The sequence below is a fragment of the uncultured Tenacibaculum sp. genome, assembly GCF_947499065.1.
GTDB lineage: Bacteria > Bacteroidota > Bacteroidia > Flavobacteriales > Flavobacteriaceae > Polaribacter.
Genome location: NZ_CANMMT010000002.1, coordinates 532,523 through 551,141, shown reverse-complemented (window position 1 = coordinate 551,141; position 18,619 = coordinate 532,523). Strand labels below are relative to the sequence as shown.

General features: G+C 27.4%; 18 protein-coding genes. 14 read left to right on the top strand and 4 right to left on the bottom strand.

Annotated features, from left to right (window positions below):
• The first annotated feature begins 4 nt into the window (after positions 1–4).
• From Q0958_RS06850 to Q0958_RS06825, 6 genes are all read left to right on the top strand, one after another.
• Positions 5–1,345 (top strand): NAD(P)/FAD-dependent oxidoreductase, encoded by a 1,341-nt coding sequence (locus Q0958_RS06850; RefSeq protein WP_299121437.1) that lies wholly within the window; start codon positions 5–7, stop codon positions 1,343–1,345.
• 362 nt (positions 1,346–1,707) lie between these two features.
• Positions 1,708–2,457, top strand: a complete 750-nt coding sequence (locus Q0958_RS06845; RefSeq protein ID WP_299121435.1) for a histidine kinase — start codon at positions 1,708–1,710, stop codon at positions 2,455–2,457.
• A complete protein-coding gene (locus tag Q0958_RS06840; protein WP_299121434.1) occupies positions 2,454–3,167 on the top strand; it encodes a LytTR family DNA-binding domain-containing protein in 714 nt (237 codons plus the stop codon). The genes Q0958_RS06845 and Q0958_RS06840 overlap by 4 nt, the downstream gene beginning before the upstream one ends.
• A gap of 104 nt (positions 3,168–3,271) precedes the next feature.
• Positions 3,272–4,705 (top strand): serine hydrolase, encoded by a 1,434-nt coding sequence (locus Q0958_RS06835; protein ID WP_299121432.1) that lies wholly within the window; start codon positions 3,272–3,274, stop codon positions 4,703–4,705.
• Between the two features lie 10 nt (positions 4,706–4,715).
• The gene (locus tag Q0958_RS06830; protein ID WP_299121431.1) at positions 4,716–5,390 is read left to right on the top strand and encodes a CPBP family intramembrane glutamic endopeptidase; all 675 of its coding nucleotides are present in this window, start codon (positions 4,716–4,718) and stop codon (positions 5,388–5,390) included.
• A 192-nt stretch (positions 5,391–5,582) separates the two neighbouring features.
• Positions 5,583–5,747, top strand: coding sequence for a hypothetical protein (locus Q0958_RS06825; protein ID WP_299121429.1), 165 nt, complete (start codon positions 5,583–5,585; stop codon positions 5,745–5,747).
• A gap of 32 nt (positions 5,748–5,779) precedes the next feature.
• On the opposite strand, the gene Q0958_RS06820 is transcribed toward Q0958_RS06825, so the two are convergent.
• Positions 5,780–6,625 (bottom strand): NAD(P)-dependent oxidoreductase, encoded by an 846-nt coding sequence (locus Q0958_RS06820; RefSeq protein ID WP_299121428.1) that lies wholly within the window; start codon positions 6,623–6,625, stop codon positions 5,780–5,782.
• A gap of 184 nt (positions 6,626–6,809) precedes the next feature.
• Between Q0958_RS06820 and Q0958_RS06815 the strand changes: the two genes are divergently transcribed.
• The 3 genes from Q0958_RS06815 to Q0958_RS06805 are packed head-to-tail and all read left to right on the top strand — an operon-like array spanning position 6,810 to position 9,424.
• Complete coding sequence (locus tag Q0958_RS06815; RefSeq protein ID WP_299121427.1) at positions 6,810–7,328, top strand: sigma-70 family RNA polymerase sigma factor; 519 nt, start codon at positions 6,810–6,812, stop codon at positions 7,326–7,328.
• The gene (locus tag Q0958_RS06810; RefSeq protein ID WP_299121425.1) at positions 7,318–7,647 is read left to right on the top strand and encodes a hypothetical protein; all 330 of its coding nucleotides are present in this window, start codon (positions 7,318–7,320) and stop codon (positions 7,645–7,647) included. The genes Q0958_RS06815 and Q0958_RS06810 overlap by 11 nt, the downstream gene beginning before the upstream one ends.
• A 4-nt stretch (positions 7,648–7,651) precedes the next feature.
• On the top strand, positions 7,652–9,424 hold the full coding sequence (locus Q0958_RS06805) for a serine hydrolase (protein WP_299121424.1): 1,773 nt from the start codon (positions 7,652–7,654) through the stop codon (positions 9,422–9,424).
• Between the two features lie 163 nt (positions 9,425–9,587).
• Here the strand turns inward: Q0958_RS06805 and Q0958_RS06800 are convergent, their stop codons facing one another.
• From Q0958_RS06800 to Q0958_RS06790, 3 genes are read right to left on the bottom strand one after another with little or no spacing between them, the layout of a single operon-like run.
• On the bottom strand, positions 9,588–10,589 hold the full coding sequence (locus Q0958_RS06800; RefSeq protein WP_299121421.1) for a WYL domain-containing protein: 1,002 nt from the start codon (positions 10,587–10,589) through the stop codon (positions 9,588–9,590).
• A gap of 2 nt (positions 10,590–10,591) precedes the next feature.
• Positions 10,592–12,898, bottom strand: coding sequence for a CAP domain-containing protein (locus tag Q0958_RS06795; protein WP_299121419.1), 2,307 nt, complete (start codon positions 12,896–12,898; stop codon positions 10,592–10,594).
• A gap of 28 nt (positions 12,899–12,926) precedes the next feature.
• Positions 12,927–13,541, bottom strand: a complete 615-nt coding sequence (locus Q0958_RS06790; RefSeq protein WP_299121416.1) for a hypothetical protein — start codon at positions 13,539–13,541, stop codon at positions 12,927–12,929.
• Positions 13,542–13,714: 173 nt separating this feature from the next.
• Between Q0958_RS06790 and Q0958_RS06785 the strand changes: the two genes are divergently transcribed.
• The 5 genes from Q0958_RS06785 (at position 13,715) to Q0958_RS06765 (ending at position 18,619) form a co-directional block, all read left to right on the top strand.
• Positions 13,715–15,100, top strand: coding sequence for an RtcB family protein (locus tag Q0958_RS06785; protein ID WP_299121754.1), 1,386 nt, complete (start codon positions 13,715–13,717; stop codon positions 15,098–15,100).
• Positions 15,101–15,103: 3 nt separating this feature from the next.
• Entirely contained in the window at positions 15,104–15,472 is a 369-nt protein-coding gene (locus tag Q0958_RS06780; protein WP_299121414.1) for a hypothetical protein, read from the top strand.
• Positions 15,473–15,486: 14 nt separating this feature from the next.
• A complete protein-coding gene (locus Q0958_RS06775; RefSeq protein WP_299121411.1) occupies positions 15,487–16,122 on the top strand; it encodes a hypothetical protein in 636 nt (211 codons plus the stop codon).
• A 133-nt stretch (positions 16,123–16,255) separates the two neighbouring features.
• A complete protein-coding gene (locus Q0958_RS06770; protein ID WP_150898627.1) occupies positions 16,256–16,552 on the top strand; it encodes a phage repressor protein in 297 nt (98 codons plus the stop codon).
• 675 nt (positions 16,553–17,227) lie between these two features.
• Entirely contained in the window at positions 17,228–18,619 is a 1,392-nt protein-coding gene (locus tag Q0958_RS06765; protein ID WP_299121405.1) for an RtcB family protein, read from the top strand.

The window sequence follows — 18,619 nt, the reverse complement described above, 5'->3', positions numbered from 1 at the left end:
TTTTATGAACTCAATTATAGCAATTATACTAACAACTACTTCTTTGTTTTCTTTCAATAAAAAGCAGGGAACTCTAAAAAATAAGGAAAAGAAAGTAATCATAATTGGAGCAGGAATTTCAGGATTAGCTGCCGCAAAATATTTTAAAGAAAAAGGTATTAATCCTATTGTTTTAGAAGCCCAAAATAAAGTAGGAGGCAGGTTAAAAACAGATAGGAGCTTAGGAATCGCTTTTGATGAAGGTGCAAGCTGGATTCATGGTCCAAAAGGTAATCCTATAAGAACTATAGCAAAGCTATCTAAGACTAAAACATTTTTAACTGATGATGATAATGTGGAAGTTTATAATATTGACGGAACTAAGTATCAAGCTAAATTTTTAAAGAGACAAGAAAGAAAATATAACAGGAAAATAAATCGAATTAGAGGAAATAAAAACCAAAGTTTTGGTCAAAGGTTTTATAAAAAATTCCCAAAATATATAGATAATAATCTTTGGACTTATATGCTTTCTGCTTATTTAGAATTCGATACAGGAGGAGATATTTATAAATTATCATCTACTTATTTTTATGATGATGAAGCTTTTGGTGGAGATGACCTTATAATAACTAATGGATATGATAATTTAACCAATTATTTAGCTGAAGGGATAGACATTAGATTGAATAATAACGTAAGCCATATTAATTATACTAACAATACTGTTTTTATAACCACCAATGAAAATACATATGAAGCAGATTTTGTATTGGTAACAGTCCCTTTAGGTGTTTTAAAGAATAAAAATATAACCTTTATACCATCACTTCCTAAAAAAACTCAAAAAGCTATTGAAGGTTTAGAGATGGGTTCAGTAAATAAATTTTTACTTACTTGGGAAAAACCTTTTTGGAATACTGATTTACAATACATTGGTTATACTCCTAAAAAAAGAGGAAAGTTTAATTATTTTATGAATATGAATAAGTTTGCTCCAATAAATGCCTTAATGACTTTTGCTTTTGGAGAATTTTCTAAAAAGACAGAACACATGTCTGATGAAGAAGTAACTCAAGAGATAATGACAAATTTGAGAGCTATTTATGGTTCCAACATTCCAAATCCTACTAATATTTTAAGAACTAAGTGGAATACGAATAAATATGCATTTGGTTCATATTCATTTGCAACAAATGGTACAACTCCTGAATACTTTGAAGTATTTGAAGAATCAATTAATAATAAGATATTTTTTGCAGGAGAACACACAATCGTAGATTATAGAGGTACTGTCCATGGAGCTTATTTAAGTGGAATTAGAGAAGCTAAAAAGATTACTAAACTGTTTACTTTAGATAGATAAAATCTTCTTAAACGTCTATAAAAAATAAAAGAACATCTATAAAATAATAAAAACTAAGGTAGATTATTTTACCTTAGTTTTTTATTATGATAGACGCTCAAGAAAGAAAGTATTTAAAAATTTTATTCCATATATTAATATGGCTGCTTTTGTTTACTTACCCCTTAGCTTCATTAAATGAAGAGTACCTTATTCACAGAAACTGGGTATCGCTAACATGCATTTTTATTGCTTTTTATATAAATTACTTTGTTTTAGTAGACCTTTTTTTCTTTAGAAATAAGAAACCGGTATTCTATATACTCAACATTCTGTTAATTATATTACTTTATGTTTTATTACGACATACGCTAAAATCAAGTTTGTTCCACCCCACAGTTGATGGTAAAATTGTACGACAAGTAAGAAACGGAGCAATGACTACTATCCAATTAATTTTACCTATTATCTTAAGTATTGGAATGTGCCTTGGTTTAAAGGTTAATACAAGGTTTCGTAAAAGTCAATTATTACTAGAGCAAATAAAACAAACACAATTAAATTCAGAAATTAAATACTTAAAATACCAAGTACAACCACATTTCTTATTTAATACGTTGAACAATATTTATGCATTAGTTGATTCAGCTCCTGAAATAGCTAAAGAATCTATACATACTATGAGCAAAATGATGCGTTATTTATTGCATGAAGCCTCTAATAGCAAGGTTTCTTTAACTAAAGAAATTGAATTTATAGAACGTTATATTGAATTAATGCAATTAAGAGTATCATCTAATGTAACACTAAAAAAGAACTTCCCTATCATAAATCAGCCAATACAAATAGCTCCTTTGTTATTAATTTCATTTGTAGAAAATGCATTTAAACATGGTATAGATGCTGTAAAACCTAGTTTTATCAATGTAGAGTTAAGTATAGACAGAGAGTATATAAATTATAAGGTTATAAATTCTTCATTCCCTGAAAAAGAAAAAGTAACTGACTCTGGTATTGGTTTAGAAAACTTAAAAAAACGATTAGAATTAGTATATCCAAAGAAGTTTGAACTAAAAGTTAAAGAAGAAGCTAATTTATTCATCGCCGAATTAAAACTTAAATTTAAAGAATGAAACTATCTTGTATTTTGATTGATGACGAACCTTTAGCTTTAAATTTATTAGAAGGTTACATTAATTCCATTCCATTTTTAGAGTTAAAAGCTAAATGCAATAATGCTATTGTAGCTTTTGAAATCATAGAAAATGAAAATATAGATTTAATTTTTACTGATATTCAAATGCCTAATTTGTCTGGAATTGAATTCTCAAAAATGATTTTAAATAAAAATATAAATGTCATTTTTACTACTGCTTTTGAAGAGTTTGCACTCGAAAGTTATAAGGTAAATGCTATTGACTATTTAGTAAAGCCAATAAGTTATACTGAATTTTTTTCAGCAGCAAACAAAGCCAAACAGCTATTTTTTAATAGTGCACCTAGTAAAACTTCAATGGATGATTATATATTCATCAAATCAGATTATAAATTGATTAAAATAAATCTGAAAGACATTATTTATGTGGAAGGATTGAAAGACTACCTAAAATTTTATACAGTTAATTCAGAAAAACCATATCTGACTTTAAAAAGTATGAAATCGCTTGAAGAAGAATTGTCTAACAAATACTTTATGCGTGTACATCGTTCATTTTTAGTTAATTTAAAAATGATAACAACCGTAGAAAGAAATCGAATTGTATTCGGTGAAAAATACATTCCTATCTCAGAAAAGTATAAAGAAAATTTCCAAAAATTTATAGAAGGTGATTTTTTAAAGTAGATAGAAAATAGTTAAACTTCTATAAAAAACGCTTCTAGGTATATTTTATTTTAGTAGAAAAATCAAATTTCTCAACTTCGAAATAGAAATAAAATTATATACCTATGAATAAAATAGCTGTTTATCTAATCATTTGTTTAACATCCAACTTTTATGCTCAAAATTTCAATGCAAAAATTGATCAATCCATTCAAAAATATATTGAATTAGATCAATTCTCAGGAACTGTTTTATTAGCTAAAAATGGTAAAATTCTTTATCAAAAAGCATGTGGAGATGCTAATAAAAGCTATGGTATAAAAAATACAATAGATACAAAATTCAATATTGCATCAATGGGAAAAATGTTTACAGGTGTTTCCATAATGCAATTAGAAGAACAAGGGAAATTAAATATTAATGATCCTGTTATAGAGTATCTTAAAGACTTTCCTTTTGGAAATAAGATTACAATATTTCATCTATTATCTCATACATCTGGAGTTGGAAATTATATGAGAGCTTCTGATTATAGATCTGACAGACATCGATTTAAAGAGATTAACGATTTATTACCAATCATATATCAACAAAAATTAATCTTTAAAGAACCAGGTAAAAGATTTTCTTATTCCAATTCAGGAATGATTTTATTAGGAGCTATTATTGAAAATATAACGGGGGTATCATATTCAGAATACATTACTAAAAATATATTTGCCCCCTTAAAAATGAAGAATACGGTAATGAAGTTTGGCGATGAAGTTGTTAATAATAGAGCTACAGGGTATATGAAATCTATTTCAGGAAAATATTATAATAATAATTTTAACAGTAGTTCTCCATTTCCAGATGGTGGTATTTTATCTACCGTAAAAGATATGCTAAAGTTTGATCAAGGGCTTTATAATTCAACTTTAATTAATGAAACATCTAAGAAAAAAATGTTTAAAGCTTTAAAAGTAACCTATGGTTTAGCTTTTCAAGTTGAAAATAGACAAGGTAATAAAGTAGTGGGTCATGGAGGTGGTATGCCAGGTTTTTCCTCATACTTTTCAAGATATCTTAAAGATAAGTATACCATTATAGCCTTATCTAATTATGATTTGATATCTAGAAATATAGTACGTCAAATCGAAGGGATTCTCTATAATAAAGAATACCCTTTACCAAAAGAAAGGTTACGTTTTTTTATCTATAAAAACATGGATAAAATTAAAAGCCTTATCTCATTTGATGCTATTGTTAATTATATTAATAATAACAAATATTCACTCAGACATCCTCAGAGGTTAAATATTATAGCCTATGAATTTTTAAAAGAAAAAGAAATAGACTTTGCAATAAGCTTATTCAAATTGAATGTACATTTATTTCCTGATGAACCCAATGTTTATGATAGTTTAGGAGAGGCTTATGAAAAAAATAAGCAATATAGTTTAGCTCTTAAGAATTATGAAAAAGCTGTAGCATTAGCAAAAAAGCATTCACACAGATCATTAGAATCGTATAAAACAACGCTAGAAAGGTTTAGGAAACAGATGAATAAGTTTTTATAATTTGTAAGATATGACCAGTTTTATAAAACAAAATCATCAATTAAGTTATCTATTAGACCTAATTATCTATATAAGTATAATGTTTCTAATTAGAGAAACATATATCCCCAATACACATTATTTAGTAACTGGATTTTTATATTCAGGAACAACTTTTATTGTGGCTACATGGCAGATGCATAGGAGAGGAGTAACTTGGAAATCAATAGGTTTGAAAAGGCCTAAAAACATACCTTTAACGATTTTAAAGGCAGGACTTTTATTTTTAGCAATAATAGCTACATTTATTATTTTTAAATTTATTCAAGAATCTTTTTCATTAGTTAAAGAGAATCCTACTAGAGGAATAAAATCAGGAAAATCGTTGAGTAATGGGGATTATGGATATGTATTTTCTATTATAATTTTTATTTGGCTTCAATCGGCATTAGAAGAGCTACTAGAGCGAGCTTTTTTAATTACTTGGTTAGAGAAGCTTTTTGAAAAAACATCGTTTAAAACAACTTTAGCAATCATAATTCAAGCATGTATATGGGGTTTTAGACATTCATATGATATTTCTGACAGATCTTTGTCAGTAGCTTTGGTTGGAATTATTATGGGAATAGCTTATGTGAAGTTTGGTAGAAATTTATGGCCTCTTATTATTGCACATTGTGCTATGAATACAATGTCTTTAATCTAAAAGTATTATTAGTTTGGTTTTTAAATCTATTAAAAGCCAAACTAATATATAAAAACCTGTAATACAATTATATAATTCAATTTTAGTTTATCGAACGTTTTCTTCATTTCGTCGATACTTAAATCTGTTTAACCTAATACCTTTAAAATTAAGTAGATATGCATGGTATCTTAGCTAAAAATTAAAGAAATAATGAAAGCTCAACCAATTTTAGTAAGACTAGTTAAGGTATATGGAAATAAATATGATATTAAATTTCCTGAATTAGAACTTAATATGACAGTAAATAAAGATTTTTTCGCAAAAATTTCTAGCAGTCCAGAACAATATAAATTTTTAGTATATCCTTATAACTAAGAAAATTATTTTAGAATATATTAAACTAGTAATCAGTTATTTATTAAAGAGTCAAAGTTCTTTAAAGGTTTATAATTCAATTCCTTTTTAGCTTTTTCTATAGAATATACTCTGTCAATACTAGGCAAAAACTCCCAATTATTCTTCTTATAGTAATCAATAGCCTGTGGATAATATTTACTAATTACTTCTTTCGGATTTGTATACAATTTTATTAAATCTTCCTTTTTAAAAGGGCTATCATTAGAGATGTTATAAATTTCGAATGATTCAAACTTTTTCTCTAAAGCTAATAAATGTCCTTTAGCTCCATCTTTTTCATCTAAGCCTCTATAAATTCTGTTATTTGCTTTGATATTTTCGTCTTCAGGTAAAAATCTAGAGACTCTTAAAACTGTTGTTTCTATTTTTTCTTTTTCAAAATAATCTTTACAAAGTAATTCACAACTTAATTTGGTTATATCATAAATATCTCTAGGTTCTGGAATTAAATCTTCATCAACCCAAACAGCCTGAGTACTATTTACCATAGCAGTGCCATAAATAGATGTAGTACTTGTATATATAAATTTACTTATATCATTTTGTACACAGGAAAAAAGAAGATTATTAGTACCATTTATATTAGTATTTATAAATTGTTCTCGCGTGTAGTTTAAATCTGTATGTTTTCCATGTAAAGCAGCTGTATGGATTATAGCATCCATTCCTTTACTAATTTTAAGTATACTTTTTTTATTTCGAATATCTATTAATTCATCTGTAGTTTCGCTTTCAATTAAATCAATACCTATAACTTCATAGTTATTATTTCTAAGTAGTAAAACAATTTCTTTACCTAATCTTCCTGAGGCTCCAGTAACAAGTATTCTTTTCATTTGTTTAATTTAAATCTCTTAAAAATATTATTAAAATTAATAATTGGCTAATTTTTGTAAGGCTTATATTATCAATAAACATTAAAGTATTTTATAATTTTTTACATAAGAATAAATATTTTTCAAATTTTCTGTCATATTTTAAAACTTTCTGTACTAAATAAATAGAGAGAAAAGAAATTATATGCAAAATCAAAAAAATCAAACTTTCGAACAGGTTATAGAAATCAATAAAGAAAAGATATACAGGATTTGTAGAATTTATGCTGTAAACCCTATAGAACCTGAAGATTTGTTTCAAGAAGTAGTGTACCAAATTTGGAAGTCATATGCTTCATTTAAAGGAAAATCTAGTATTGATACATGGATTTACAGAATTACTTTAAATGTGTGTATGCGTTCAAAAGAGAAGCTTAACAAAAAGAATTACAAAACAATACGTTTAGATGCTATTCAATTTACTTCAAAAGAAACAACAACAACAGCCTTAGAAGACAAAAAATACAAAGCATTGCAAAATTGTATTTCAGCATTAACTCCTAAAAATAAATCAATTGTAATTCTCTCTTTAGAAGGATTGGCTTATAAAGAAATTGCTAAAACAAAGGATTTAACTGAAAATCATATTGCAGTAAAAATGAAGCGAATACGTAAAATATTATTGGATTGTATAACCTCTAAAATAAAGTCATATGGATACTAAACAACAAGAAGCTTGGGATGATTTAAAAAACATATGGAATAAATCATCTCAAGGTAAACAAATAAATATAATTATGTCAGAATTAATCATTGAATTAAAAAGTAAAACAACGGAGTTTGAAAGAAACTCAATTAAAAAAGATTTAGAATTTATTAAAGGAAACATTAGCCAGTTTGAAAAAGACTCTATAAAAAGAGATATGGAGTTTATCAAAAGAAGTATTAGCAATTTTGAAAAAAACTTTGTTAAAAGAGGCTTGAATATTTTTAAAAACATCTTGAAAAAGTTTGTAGAAAGAATAAAACGTAATAAAAATTAAAATTATGTTTTCAAATCAACCAAAATCAACAACAATAAAAATTATCATTCTAATTCTATTTTTAACAACTAAACTTAATTACTCTCAATCTTTAGATAAAAATAACAAGGCTTTAGAGAAGAAAATAGATAAATATCTTATTGAAGGACAAGCAAAAGGTTTTTCCGGATCTGTATTAATAGCTAAAAACGGAAAAATCCTTTTGAACAAAGGATATGGGATAGCTAATAGAGAAAAGAAAGAAGTTATAACTTCTGAAACTGTTTTTTCTACAGGGTCAGTAACAAAACAATTTACTGCGGCAGCTACTCTCAAATTAGTAGAATTAGATAAGTTAAAACTAACGGATAAATTAGCAACTTTTTTTAAAAATTTACCAGAAGACAAGAAAAACATTACTATACATCAATTATTAATACATGCTTCTGGTTTAGTAGGAGGAATTGGTATAGGTGATTTTGAAGATATATCTACAAATATTTTTTTTAAAACGTTGTTCAATACAAAATTACGTTTTAAACCAGGAACAGAACATAGATATTCAAATGCTGGTTATAGTGTTTTAGCACGTATTATTGAATTGGTTTCTAAACAAGAGTATGAAGAGTTTTTGTTAGAATATTTGTTTAAACCATCAGGTATGATGCATACAGGTTATTTAATGCCTAAATGGGGAAATAAAAAATTAGCAAACGGTTATGTCAATGGAATTAGAAATTGGGGAGCTATGATTCCCCGTTTTCAAAAATCGGGTAACATATCTTGGGCTTTAAAAGGAAATGGAGGAATACAATCAACACCAAAAGATATGTATAAGTGGTATCAAGCATTGAACTCAAGTCTTATATTGTCAAAATCATCGATTAAACTTTTAACAACTCCCTATATACAAGAACAGGAGGGTAGCGATCTTAGTCATTATGCATATGGTTGGGCTATTTTTAACTCAAATAGAAAAACTAAAATAGTAACACATAATGGGTCAAATGGTATCTTTTTTCATGAGTTCATGTGGTTACCAGAAGAAGACACCGTATTAATATTTTTCACAAACGCTTACAGTAGAGAAATGGAAATTACATGGGAATTAGAAAAAATGCTATTTGATCAAAATTATTCACCTAAACCTATTCAGAAAAGCCCTTATTTTTTAGTCTTAGATTTTATTGAGAAAAATAAAGTTAATCAATCAAAAGAATTATCATCTGTAATTAAACAGAAATACGGAGCAAAATTTACAGACACCAATGTATTAAACAAAATAGGTTATATGCTTTTAGAAAAAAATCAATCTTCTAATTGGATGATTGAATTATTCAAATTAAATGTCCATTTGTTTCCAGATAACGCTAATTTATGGGATTCATTAGGTGATGGTTATAAAAGTATCAACGATACAAAAAGCGCTATTAAATCTTATAAAAAAGCATTAGAATTAGATCCTACTATTACTACTTCGATAAAATCATTAAAAGAATTAGGTATTGCATATACTAATGAAACTCCTAAAACTATAAATATTTCTAAAAACATATTAAAAAAGTATATAGGAAAATACCAATTAAAATCTGGACATTCAATCAAAGTATTAATAAAACAAAGTAGTTTGTATATAGAATTCCCAGGAAGACCTTTAATGCAATTAATTCCTAAATCAGAAACTAAATTTTCTATAGCTAATAGAAATGCGTCCCTTATATTTAAGAATAATGCAACTGATATAGATAGTTTTACAATTACTGAAAATGGGGAACAAATGATTGCTAAAAAGTTATAATGAGGAATTAAAAGGGGCAATAGCATCGTTACAAAATGAAATAAATAGCGAAAAAGCTCCTGTAAAAAATTAATTTATAAACTAATAACTTTCTTAAACATAGGTTACTTGTACTAGTGACCTATATTTAATTATAATCAGATTTCAAACAACAAACAGAAACTTAAGAAGTATAATTCTCAATTGCTTTATGCAATTTGTCTATCATACGCTTTCGTAAACGTTCTGGTTTTAATATTTCAATACTGTTACCAAAACCAAGGATTTTACGTTCCAGTTCATAATTAACTTGAACTAAAATATTGAATATTACTCCATCATCGGTTCGTTTAATTAAACGTTGACTTCTATGAAAAGGTTTGGTAATAACATAAGGTGCATTCTCTTTATCAATCCAAAATTCAATGCGTTGTGCTCTAGTGTTAGCCACTGTAGCACCGATTACATCTCTATAATATATATCTCCATCAATTTGCAAATCGTTGTATTCTTGGCTCTCTTCCTGTACTATATTTGATATTCTATCTAGAGCAAGAGTGATATATTGTTTTTTATGAGAAGCTAATAAAAACCATCTGTTATTATACTCCTTCAATAATTGAGGATGCACGGTCATATTACTTGCTTTACGAGCTTTAAATGATTGATACGTAATTGTTATAACTTTTTTATTTTGAATGGCTGCATAAATAGGATCAATATATTTTAAACCTTTTAATTGTTCATTTTTATCTAAATGAATAATTGCTCGATTTGTTTTTTGTGAAGCATAAACAGAATCTTCTAATCTCTGTAAAACACCATCCATTTCTTTAAACAATGAAAAATCTTTAAACTGACGTAAAACTTGAATAGCTTCATTCATAATTTGAATATCATTATCTGTTACAGGAATATTCATAATACTGTATTCTTCTTCAGAATAACGATAAAACTTACGATCATATACTTCAATAGGAGCATTGTAGCCTAGTTTATCACTTCGCATTGATTGAATATCCAATTGAACAGTTCGCTTGCTTACATAAACATCTTTGCCTTCATATTCATACAAAGCATCAGAACAAGCATCAATTAAATCATCCAAAGTCCAACGTTTCATTTTATTTCGCAAACATTGATCTATTGTTTTATATCGAATTAGCGCATTTTTATTAGAAGCCATATTTAATTTTTATTGCAAGTTGAACAGTATAAATCTTTTATATAATCGAAGCGTAAATTCTGATAATTTCTATTAATCCAATTACACCATCTGTTTTTATTATACTTAATAGCTTTTTGTTGTATCATTTTCAATAAAATCTTTTCTTGTTTATCAGGATAAGCAATTAAAGTTTGAGCCAAAATAAAGCTAGCATCTTCATTTAATTTACCATCTATGTATGCTTTAGATAATAAATTAATAGTTAAATGATACATACTCCAACGATTAAAGAACAAGGCTAAATTAATATCATCTTCAATACTTGACGATTTTTTGCTATAATAATCTGTTATAAAGACAAATGAGTCATTTATTTTTTGGTAATTATTAATTTGTCCATAATAATTAATTATAGCCATTTGATAATTTAAATACAGTGGATCAATTTCCTCACTATCTTTATAATGAGAAAATAACTTATCTACTTTCTCTGGGTGCAATACTCTGGCCAATCTTTTTTTATCTGTATCCCAAAACATTAATAACTGTTTTGCAGTTATTGAATAAAGGTTTAATAAGTTTTTTTGTGCACCAGAATTAAGCTTATCATAATTTTTCAACCAATAGTTTATATAATAAATTATAGTGTCTATTTGATAAAAATTAATATTCTTAATTATTAAAGCACTTGTATTTTGAACTAAATCTTTTTGATGTAACAACCTTTCTAAAATAAAATCTTGATCTAAGATATAATTAAGGTCATTTTTCTGATTATATAAAGTCGCTAGAGCTTTATTGGCAATATTTATATCGTTATTTAATAAAGCATTTATTAAATTATAGTAAGCATGGTTTTTATCCGTAGCCGTCCAAGTTCCTTTTTCAAAAATAATAGCTTTAGATTTTCGTTGATTTTCAAACTGTTGTTTCCATTTATTTTTCAACTTTGTATTTGCTAGTTTACGTTTTTCTTTTTTAGAGCTATTAAGTTTTTTACCCAAACCATAAATTTCTAATTGAAAATCAAATAATTCCCAGTTTTCTTTAGCTTCAGTTACAATTTTAATTTGATTAAGCTTTAAGTTATTATTTAAATACTTTTTTATAAAAGCAGCTCGTTTATTAAACAAATATTGATTATTTTTAAACGTTCCATCAATAGATGTAAAACTTTTAATATCAATTAAATTTGTTTTGTCTTTATTAACTTTTATAGGAGTGATTTTATGAGCTGTAACTTTAGAAGAATAGAAGTCAAAGTATATCTCTTTTACAAATGATACTCCTTCAGTTTTTAGCTTTATATTAGGTATAAATATCTTAGGTTTAATTGGAATAAGATTATATTCACTTGAAGGAATTGTAACTGGTATTTTATAAGCACATTTATTACGCCTCTTTATAATAATTATATTGGGTGCTATTGTTTTATCCTTTAAAAAATCTGGGATTTTGCCCAATGAAATTACTACTCGATAATCCCCTTTAGCTTTATTTTTAGAAATTAACTCGTCTCTATAAAATGGAGGTAACAATACACCATCATAAATAGGTGAGGAATCTAATTTATTTTTAACACCACACTTTATTTGATCTTTAGTTACTAAATCAACAGCAATACCATCCCATGAATCACTGAAAATAGTATTAAAGATTTCTTTATTATGAAATCTAAGTATTATTTCATTTTCTTCAATAGAAATATTATTTCCCATGCTTGCAATAATATTATTGAATCTATGAAGAGATTTACAATCAGTATTATTTCTTATACCAAATGCATCTTTAGACAATTGATTTGGAACTTTATAAATTTTGTTACCAAAAACATGGGCTACAAAAAACTGTCTTTTTTTGATATTATAAGAAAATCCAAAATCAGCATAAGAAAATTCACTACCAATCATGGTACTATAATGATCTGGCGATTTTTTCCATGCTTTAAACATTAAGTTAGCAATTAACCCTAGTTTTTTATTAGAAAAAGGAGGCTTTATTGATCTTGTTTTCAATACATTTTCACCAACAGATGTAAAAGAGTCAGAATATTTTAAAACTCTTTTATAAGGAGTTTCTAGTTCTTCACTTTTTTGAGAATGAGTTACATTATTAGATTTAGACATGTAAACAGCATGAAGTTTTGCAGCTTTAGCAAGGTTTATGTCTTTTTCTAATAAATGTATCCCCATTTTTTTTCTCTGGAGATTAATTTTTTTTGTTAATAAATCAGTCAAGTATTTTTCTTGCGATGTAGTTAACTGTTGCGAATAAATTGAATAAATGTTTACACTTATAGCAATTAATAGTAGTATTTTATTTTTCATAGTAAAGCCAATTAAACAAAAACGATGCCTAAATGCTTTTTAATTCATTTTTCAAATTCGTTCTTGCTTGTTCTTCATATAAATCTCTAAACGTTGCTGTAGCATAAATAAAGGGCTTATTAATGAAGTGTTGCAATACTTTCTTACGTCCTTTTTTATAAAGAAAATTAGGAACCGATTTGTATTCTTCTCGTATCAACTTAGTATACTTAAAATAAGTATCGGAGGAAGTACCTAAAATTCCTAAATCAAAATCAATAAGCCATTTCGTATCACTGTCATTTGCTTCATGTGTTTTAGTGGCTATGATTTGTTTGTGAATAGTATCTAAATTATTAGAAGATAAATTAATTTTAGAAAGACAATCAAGAGCATATAAAGCGCTTTTTTCTTCATTATCTTTTTTCCAAATGCTATAGATAATATCATGATAAAATACAGAGAATGATACTAAATCTATATTTTCAATCTGATCATTATAAGTATCAACATAATTGAAAATCTCTTTTAAATGCGTAAGATTATGGTAAGCTCTATGCTTTTCAGAATAATTTGTTTCTATCTCTTTCCATAGTAATTCTTTAATAGTAGCATCATTCGTATACTTAGATATCAATTCTGAAAAACGTTGTTCTAAATTCATTTATATCAATTTTTTGATAAAATTAGAAAATAATCCCTACTACGCAAAAAGATTGCGCATCTTAGTTGAATATTTGTACCGGAATCATAAAAAAAGAAGAAATTCTTAACAGTAATCGCTCCACAAAACAAGGAGTTTGTGGAGCACAAAAAATGAAAATTATGAAAAATGAAATGAAAATAACAGGAAAAGAATTAATAGCATGGGGACATAAACCAGGGAAATGGTTTCCAGAAGCTCTAGAGCATATAAATAAAAATGAGCTATCTAAAAGTGAAATATTAGAGTATTTAGAACAATTTAAATCAGGACCAGAGATACCATTGTTGGATAATCCAATGGATTTTAAAGTAAATATAAAGGCTGAAAATGAATTAGAAGAAACTAATGTTAATTCTGTAGTTACTTCTATGGAAGTCTTGATGAAAACTCCAACAATAGTTAACGGAGCAATCATGCCAGACGCTTGTCCAACTGGTCCCTCAGGAACTATTCCTGTAGGAGGGATTGTAGTAGCGAAAAATGCCATACACCCAGGAATGCATAGTGCTGATATTTGCTGTTCAGTAATGTTAACAGATTTTGGAAAAGCTAATCCTAAAGATGTTTTAGATGCTGCACATTCAATAACTCACTTTGGATCTGGTGGTAGAGATAGAAATACCCAATTTCGTTTTCCCATGGATTTATTAGCTGAAATAGAAGCTAATCCATTTCTAAATAATCAAAAATCGATTTCTGCAGCTAGAAGTCATTTGGGAACACAAGGAGATGGGAATCATTTTTTATTTGTTGGTAGGTCTAAAAAAACAGGAAATACAATGATGGTTACACATCATGGAAGTAGGGGATTTGGAGCTAATTTATATAAACGAGGAATGCATATAGCTGAGCAATTTAGAAAAGAATTATCTCCTAAAACTTTAAGACAAAACGCATGGATTCCATTTGAAACTGAAGAAGGAAAGAATTATTGGGAAGCACTACAAATTATACGTAAATGGACTAAAAAGAATCATGAAGTATTGCATGATGCAACTCTAGGAAAATTAGGACTTATAAAAGAAAATCGATTTTGGAATGAGCATAATTTTGTTTTTAGAGATGGTGATTTGTTCTATCATGCCAAAGGAGCAACGCCATTAAATCCTAAATTTATGCCTGATATTACTGGGCCAAGGTTGATTCCTTTAAATATGGCTGAACCAGTATTAATTGTAGAAGGAAATACAACTGAAAATAATTTAGGTTTTGCGCCACATGGAGCAGGAAGAAATGTGAGTAGAACACAACATAGAAAAAGTAAAAAAGGAACAATACAAGAAATATTCGAAGAAGAAACAAAAGGTTTAGATATTCGTTTTTTCTCAGAAGAAATTGATATTACTGAATTACCTTCAGCTTATAAAAACGCTAAAACAGTACGTAATCAAATGAAAGAGTATGGTTTAGGAAATGTAATAGATGAAGTTTTACCATATGGCTGTATTATGGCTGGTGATTGGCAGAAAAATGCACCTTGGAAGAAACGTAGAGGAAGACAAAATAGAAAAAGATAGATTATGAAATTATACTGTAAAAAATGTAATTATTTATTAGTAGAAGGGTTAGTGAAAGCTATAAATAAAGAGGTTATTTATGCAGATGAATATGATTTAATTCCAATTGGAAAATATATTAATAATAATAATAATATCTGGAATTTTGAAAACTTAGGAATAACTTATTTATTAAATGTTAATAATATTAATTTAAAGAATCATTATAATCATACGAAAATGCAAGGATGTTGTGGCCCCTCAGGAGTAGATGGATTAAATCAACTTTGTCCAAAATGTAAACAAGAAGTAGGCGTTTTAGTAGCAGATTGTTATACACCATATTTTATAGGTATAGATAAGAATAAAGTAAGTGAACGACCAGTTTGGTAATTAATAACATTAAAATGAAAGAGGAACTAAAACAAAAAGCATATGAAGTTTTGATAGACAAAATTGATATTGAAACTTTTGAGGAATTTATATATAAATTAACCGAGAAAGCAGAATTTAGTAGTAATAGTTTATTGTTTGATATTGTTAGTATTAACTATAAATCTAAAAACTCGAAAAAAGAATTATATACTTTAATAAAAAAGCTTTTCACCAAAAATGAACTATTAAGCTTAAATGTTTATGAGAATTGTTTAAAAATAATACAATATGAAAACATAGAAGAATTTGGCAATAGTCTTAAATACCTTTCTGATCAATATGTGGAAAGTAATTATGAATACAATGTTTTCTATAACTTTTATAGACTTAATAACGAAAGTATTTTTATTTCAGAAATGGGGTATAGTTACAGTGAAATAGATAAAGAGCAAATTATAAAAAACACAAAGGAATATTCAAAAATTGTTATTGACATGTTTAATTTTTATAAAGAAAATGAAGACTGGGATAACTTTTTGACAGATAAAAATTATAACAATTTTAATTATGCTAAAAAAGATAACGAGGATATAGAATCTTATAGTCTGAAAAAAAGAAAAACAAATAAGTTTTATGATTCTCTTCTTAATTTTTTAGGGTTGACTTAAATTTTACAAACAAAATTTGGAAGTTTAAAAGTATTTTATTCATCTTTGCGTTAGTTCATTGACAGGTTCTTATCTAATTTTTATAAGATATGTAACACAATAATGCGTTACATAATTTATAAAATATAGTAATATGAATTGGAAAATTCAAAAATTGACTAATGGAGAAACCATTATATCAAAAGAACCAGGTAATTCTATGTTACCCCTTTTAAAATCTAAACAACCAGTAAAATTAGCTCCTATTAATTGGAAAGATTGTAAAGCTGGAGATATTGTTTATTGCAAGGTTCGTGGAAATTGTTTTACACATCTTGTAAAAGGTAAAAATGATAAAAGAGGATTATTGATTGGTAACAATCATGGTAGAATTAACGGATGGACAAAAAATGTTTATGGAAAAGTAGTAGAAATACTTCCAATGCCATAGGCATTATTAAAAAAGAAATTATTAATTATATTTTATAAAAATAAAGTAAAAAGCTTATGAGCATAATTAAATTACATAAAATGGGCGCTAAACTGCGACTTTTTAGGTCGGTGTTCTAGGTTAAAAACTTTAAAAAGCATATTAAAGGCGTCCAAAATTGATTTTTTGGACGTTTTTTTTATATTTTTTTTCAAAAACTAATAGATGCCAATACATCGTGTAAGTTTTAGCTACATAACAATAAATCAAAGAGTTATCTAAACTCATTATATCCGCACAAAAGCGGACAGGTATCCTCTTGTTTAAAATTAAACATAACCAGTTGATTATCAGTGAAATAAATTGGTTTTTGATTTGCATAATTGAAAAAGTCCTTTTATGTTTGCACCGCAATAAAGCACAAAACAATTTTAAAACGAAGTAACATGTTTAAATTTCAAATCAACATATGTACAGTAATAGAACCAGGTTCTAGTGTACAGTATTTACTTCGCGACTTTCTTCACAAATAGATAATTAATTATACTATATATGAAAAAGTCCGAAGCAAAAACTTCGGATTTTTTTATGGCTATTTTCTAAAGATTTCCCGAAGTGTTAGCTCGAGTACATTCGAGATTAAATAGGAGTCAACCAAAGTTGATTCCCTAAAATCAAACATCTCAAAATTAAATCATGGGAAATAAATTAAAAGGAAAAGACCTAATAAAATTAGGGTTTCCAAAAAATAATAGTATCAATATTGCTTTAGGGCAAATTAACAGATACCGGAAAAGAGAAAAGAAGGAACGTATTTTAGAGGAGGCTAAAGAAGTATTACTTGAGCCTGATAGATTTCAAGGAAATGCTATTTGGGGTAAAGTAGTAGAAGGATTACTAAAGCCTGTAGAAGTTCGTTTTCACGAATTAAAAAATACAAGAGCTCCTTTTACAATTTACGGAGAAAATGAAATAGATGATCAAGCAAAATATCAATTATATAACGCTTTAAAATTACCAATTGCTGTACAAGGCGCTTTAATGCCCGATGCACACTCAGGTTATGGTTTACCAATTGGAGGTGTACTAGCTACTGAAAACACTGTAATCCCCTATGGAGTAGGAGTAGATATTGGTTGTAGAATGTGTTTAACTGTCTATCCGATAAAAGCATCTTATTTAAAAGGAAAAAGACATCAATTAGAAAGCATCCTTTCAGAACACACAAAGTTCGGTATGCGAGAAACACACAAGGTAAAACATGATCATGAAATATTTGAGCGTTCAGAATTTAAGGACATTCCTTTAGTTAAGCGGTTAAAAACAAAGGCATATCAACAATTAGGAACCTCTGGAAGTGGAAATCATTTTGTTGAATTTGGAATTGTAAATATTACAGATGAGAACAATGAATTTCAATTACCAATTGGCGAATATATTGGCTTATTAACGCATAGTGGAAGTCGAGGTTTAGGAGCAAATATAGCAAAGCACTATACCTATTTGGCAGCAAAACAATGTCCTTTACCCAAAAATGTTCAACATTTAGCATGGTTAGATTTGAATACACATGACGGACAAGAATATTGGTTAGCAATGAATTTAGCTGGAGATTATGCTAAGGCGTGTCATGATAATATTCATAAACGAATAGGAAAATTGTTAGGAGCTAAAGCTATTGCTAAAATTGAAAATCATCACAATTTCGCTTGGAAAGAACAAGTAAATAATCAAGAATTAATTGTGCATAGAAAAGGAGCTACACCAGCTAATAAAGGGCAATTAGGTATTATTCCAGGTTCTATGACAGCGCCAGGTTTTATTGTACGTGGTTTAGGTAAAGTAGAGAGTCTTAATTCGGCTTCACATGGAGCTGGTCGTTTGTATTCACGTAGAAAATGTAAAGAAAAGTTTACTAAAAGTGATATCAAACATCAGTTAAAAATGAACGATGTAACTCTTATAGGAGGAGGAATTGATGAAGCTCCAATGGCCTATAAAAATATTAAAAAGGTAATGGCGAATCAACAAGAATTGGTGGAAGTAATAGGAACATTTACCCCAAAAATTGTAAGAATGGATACATAA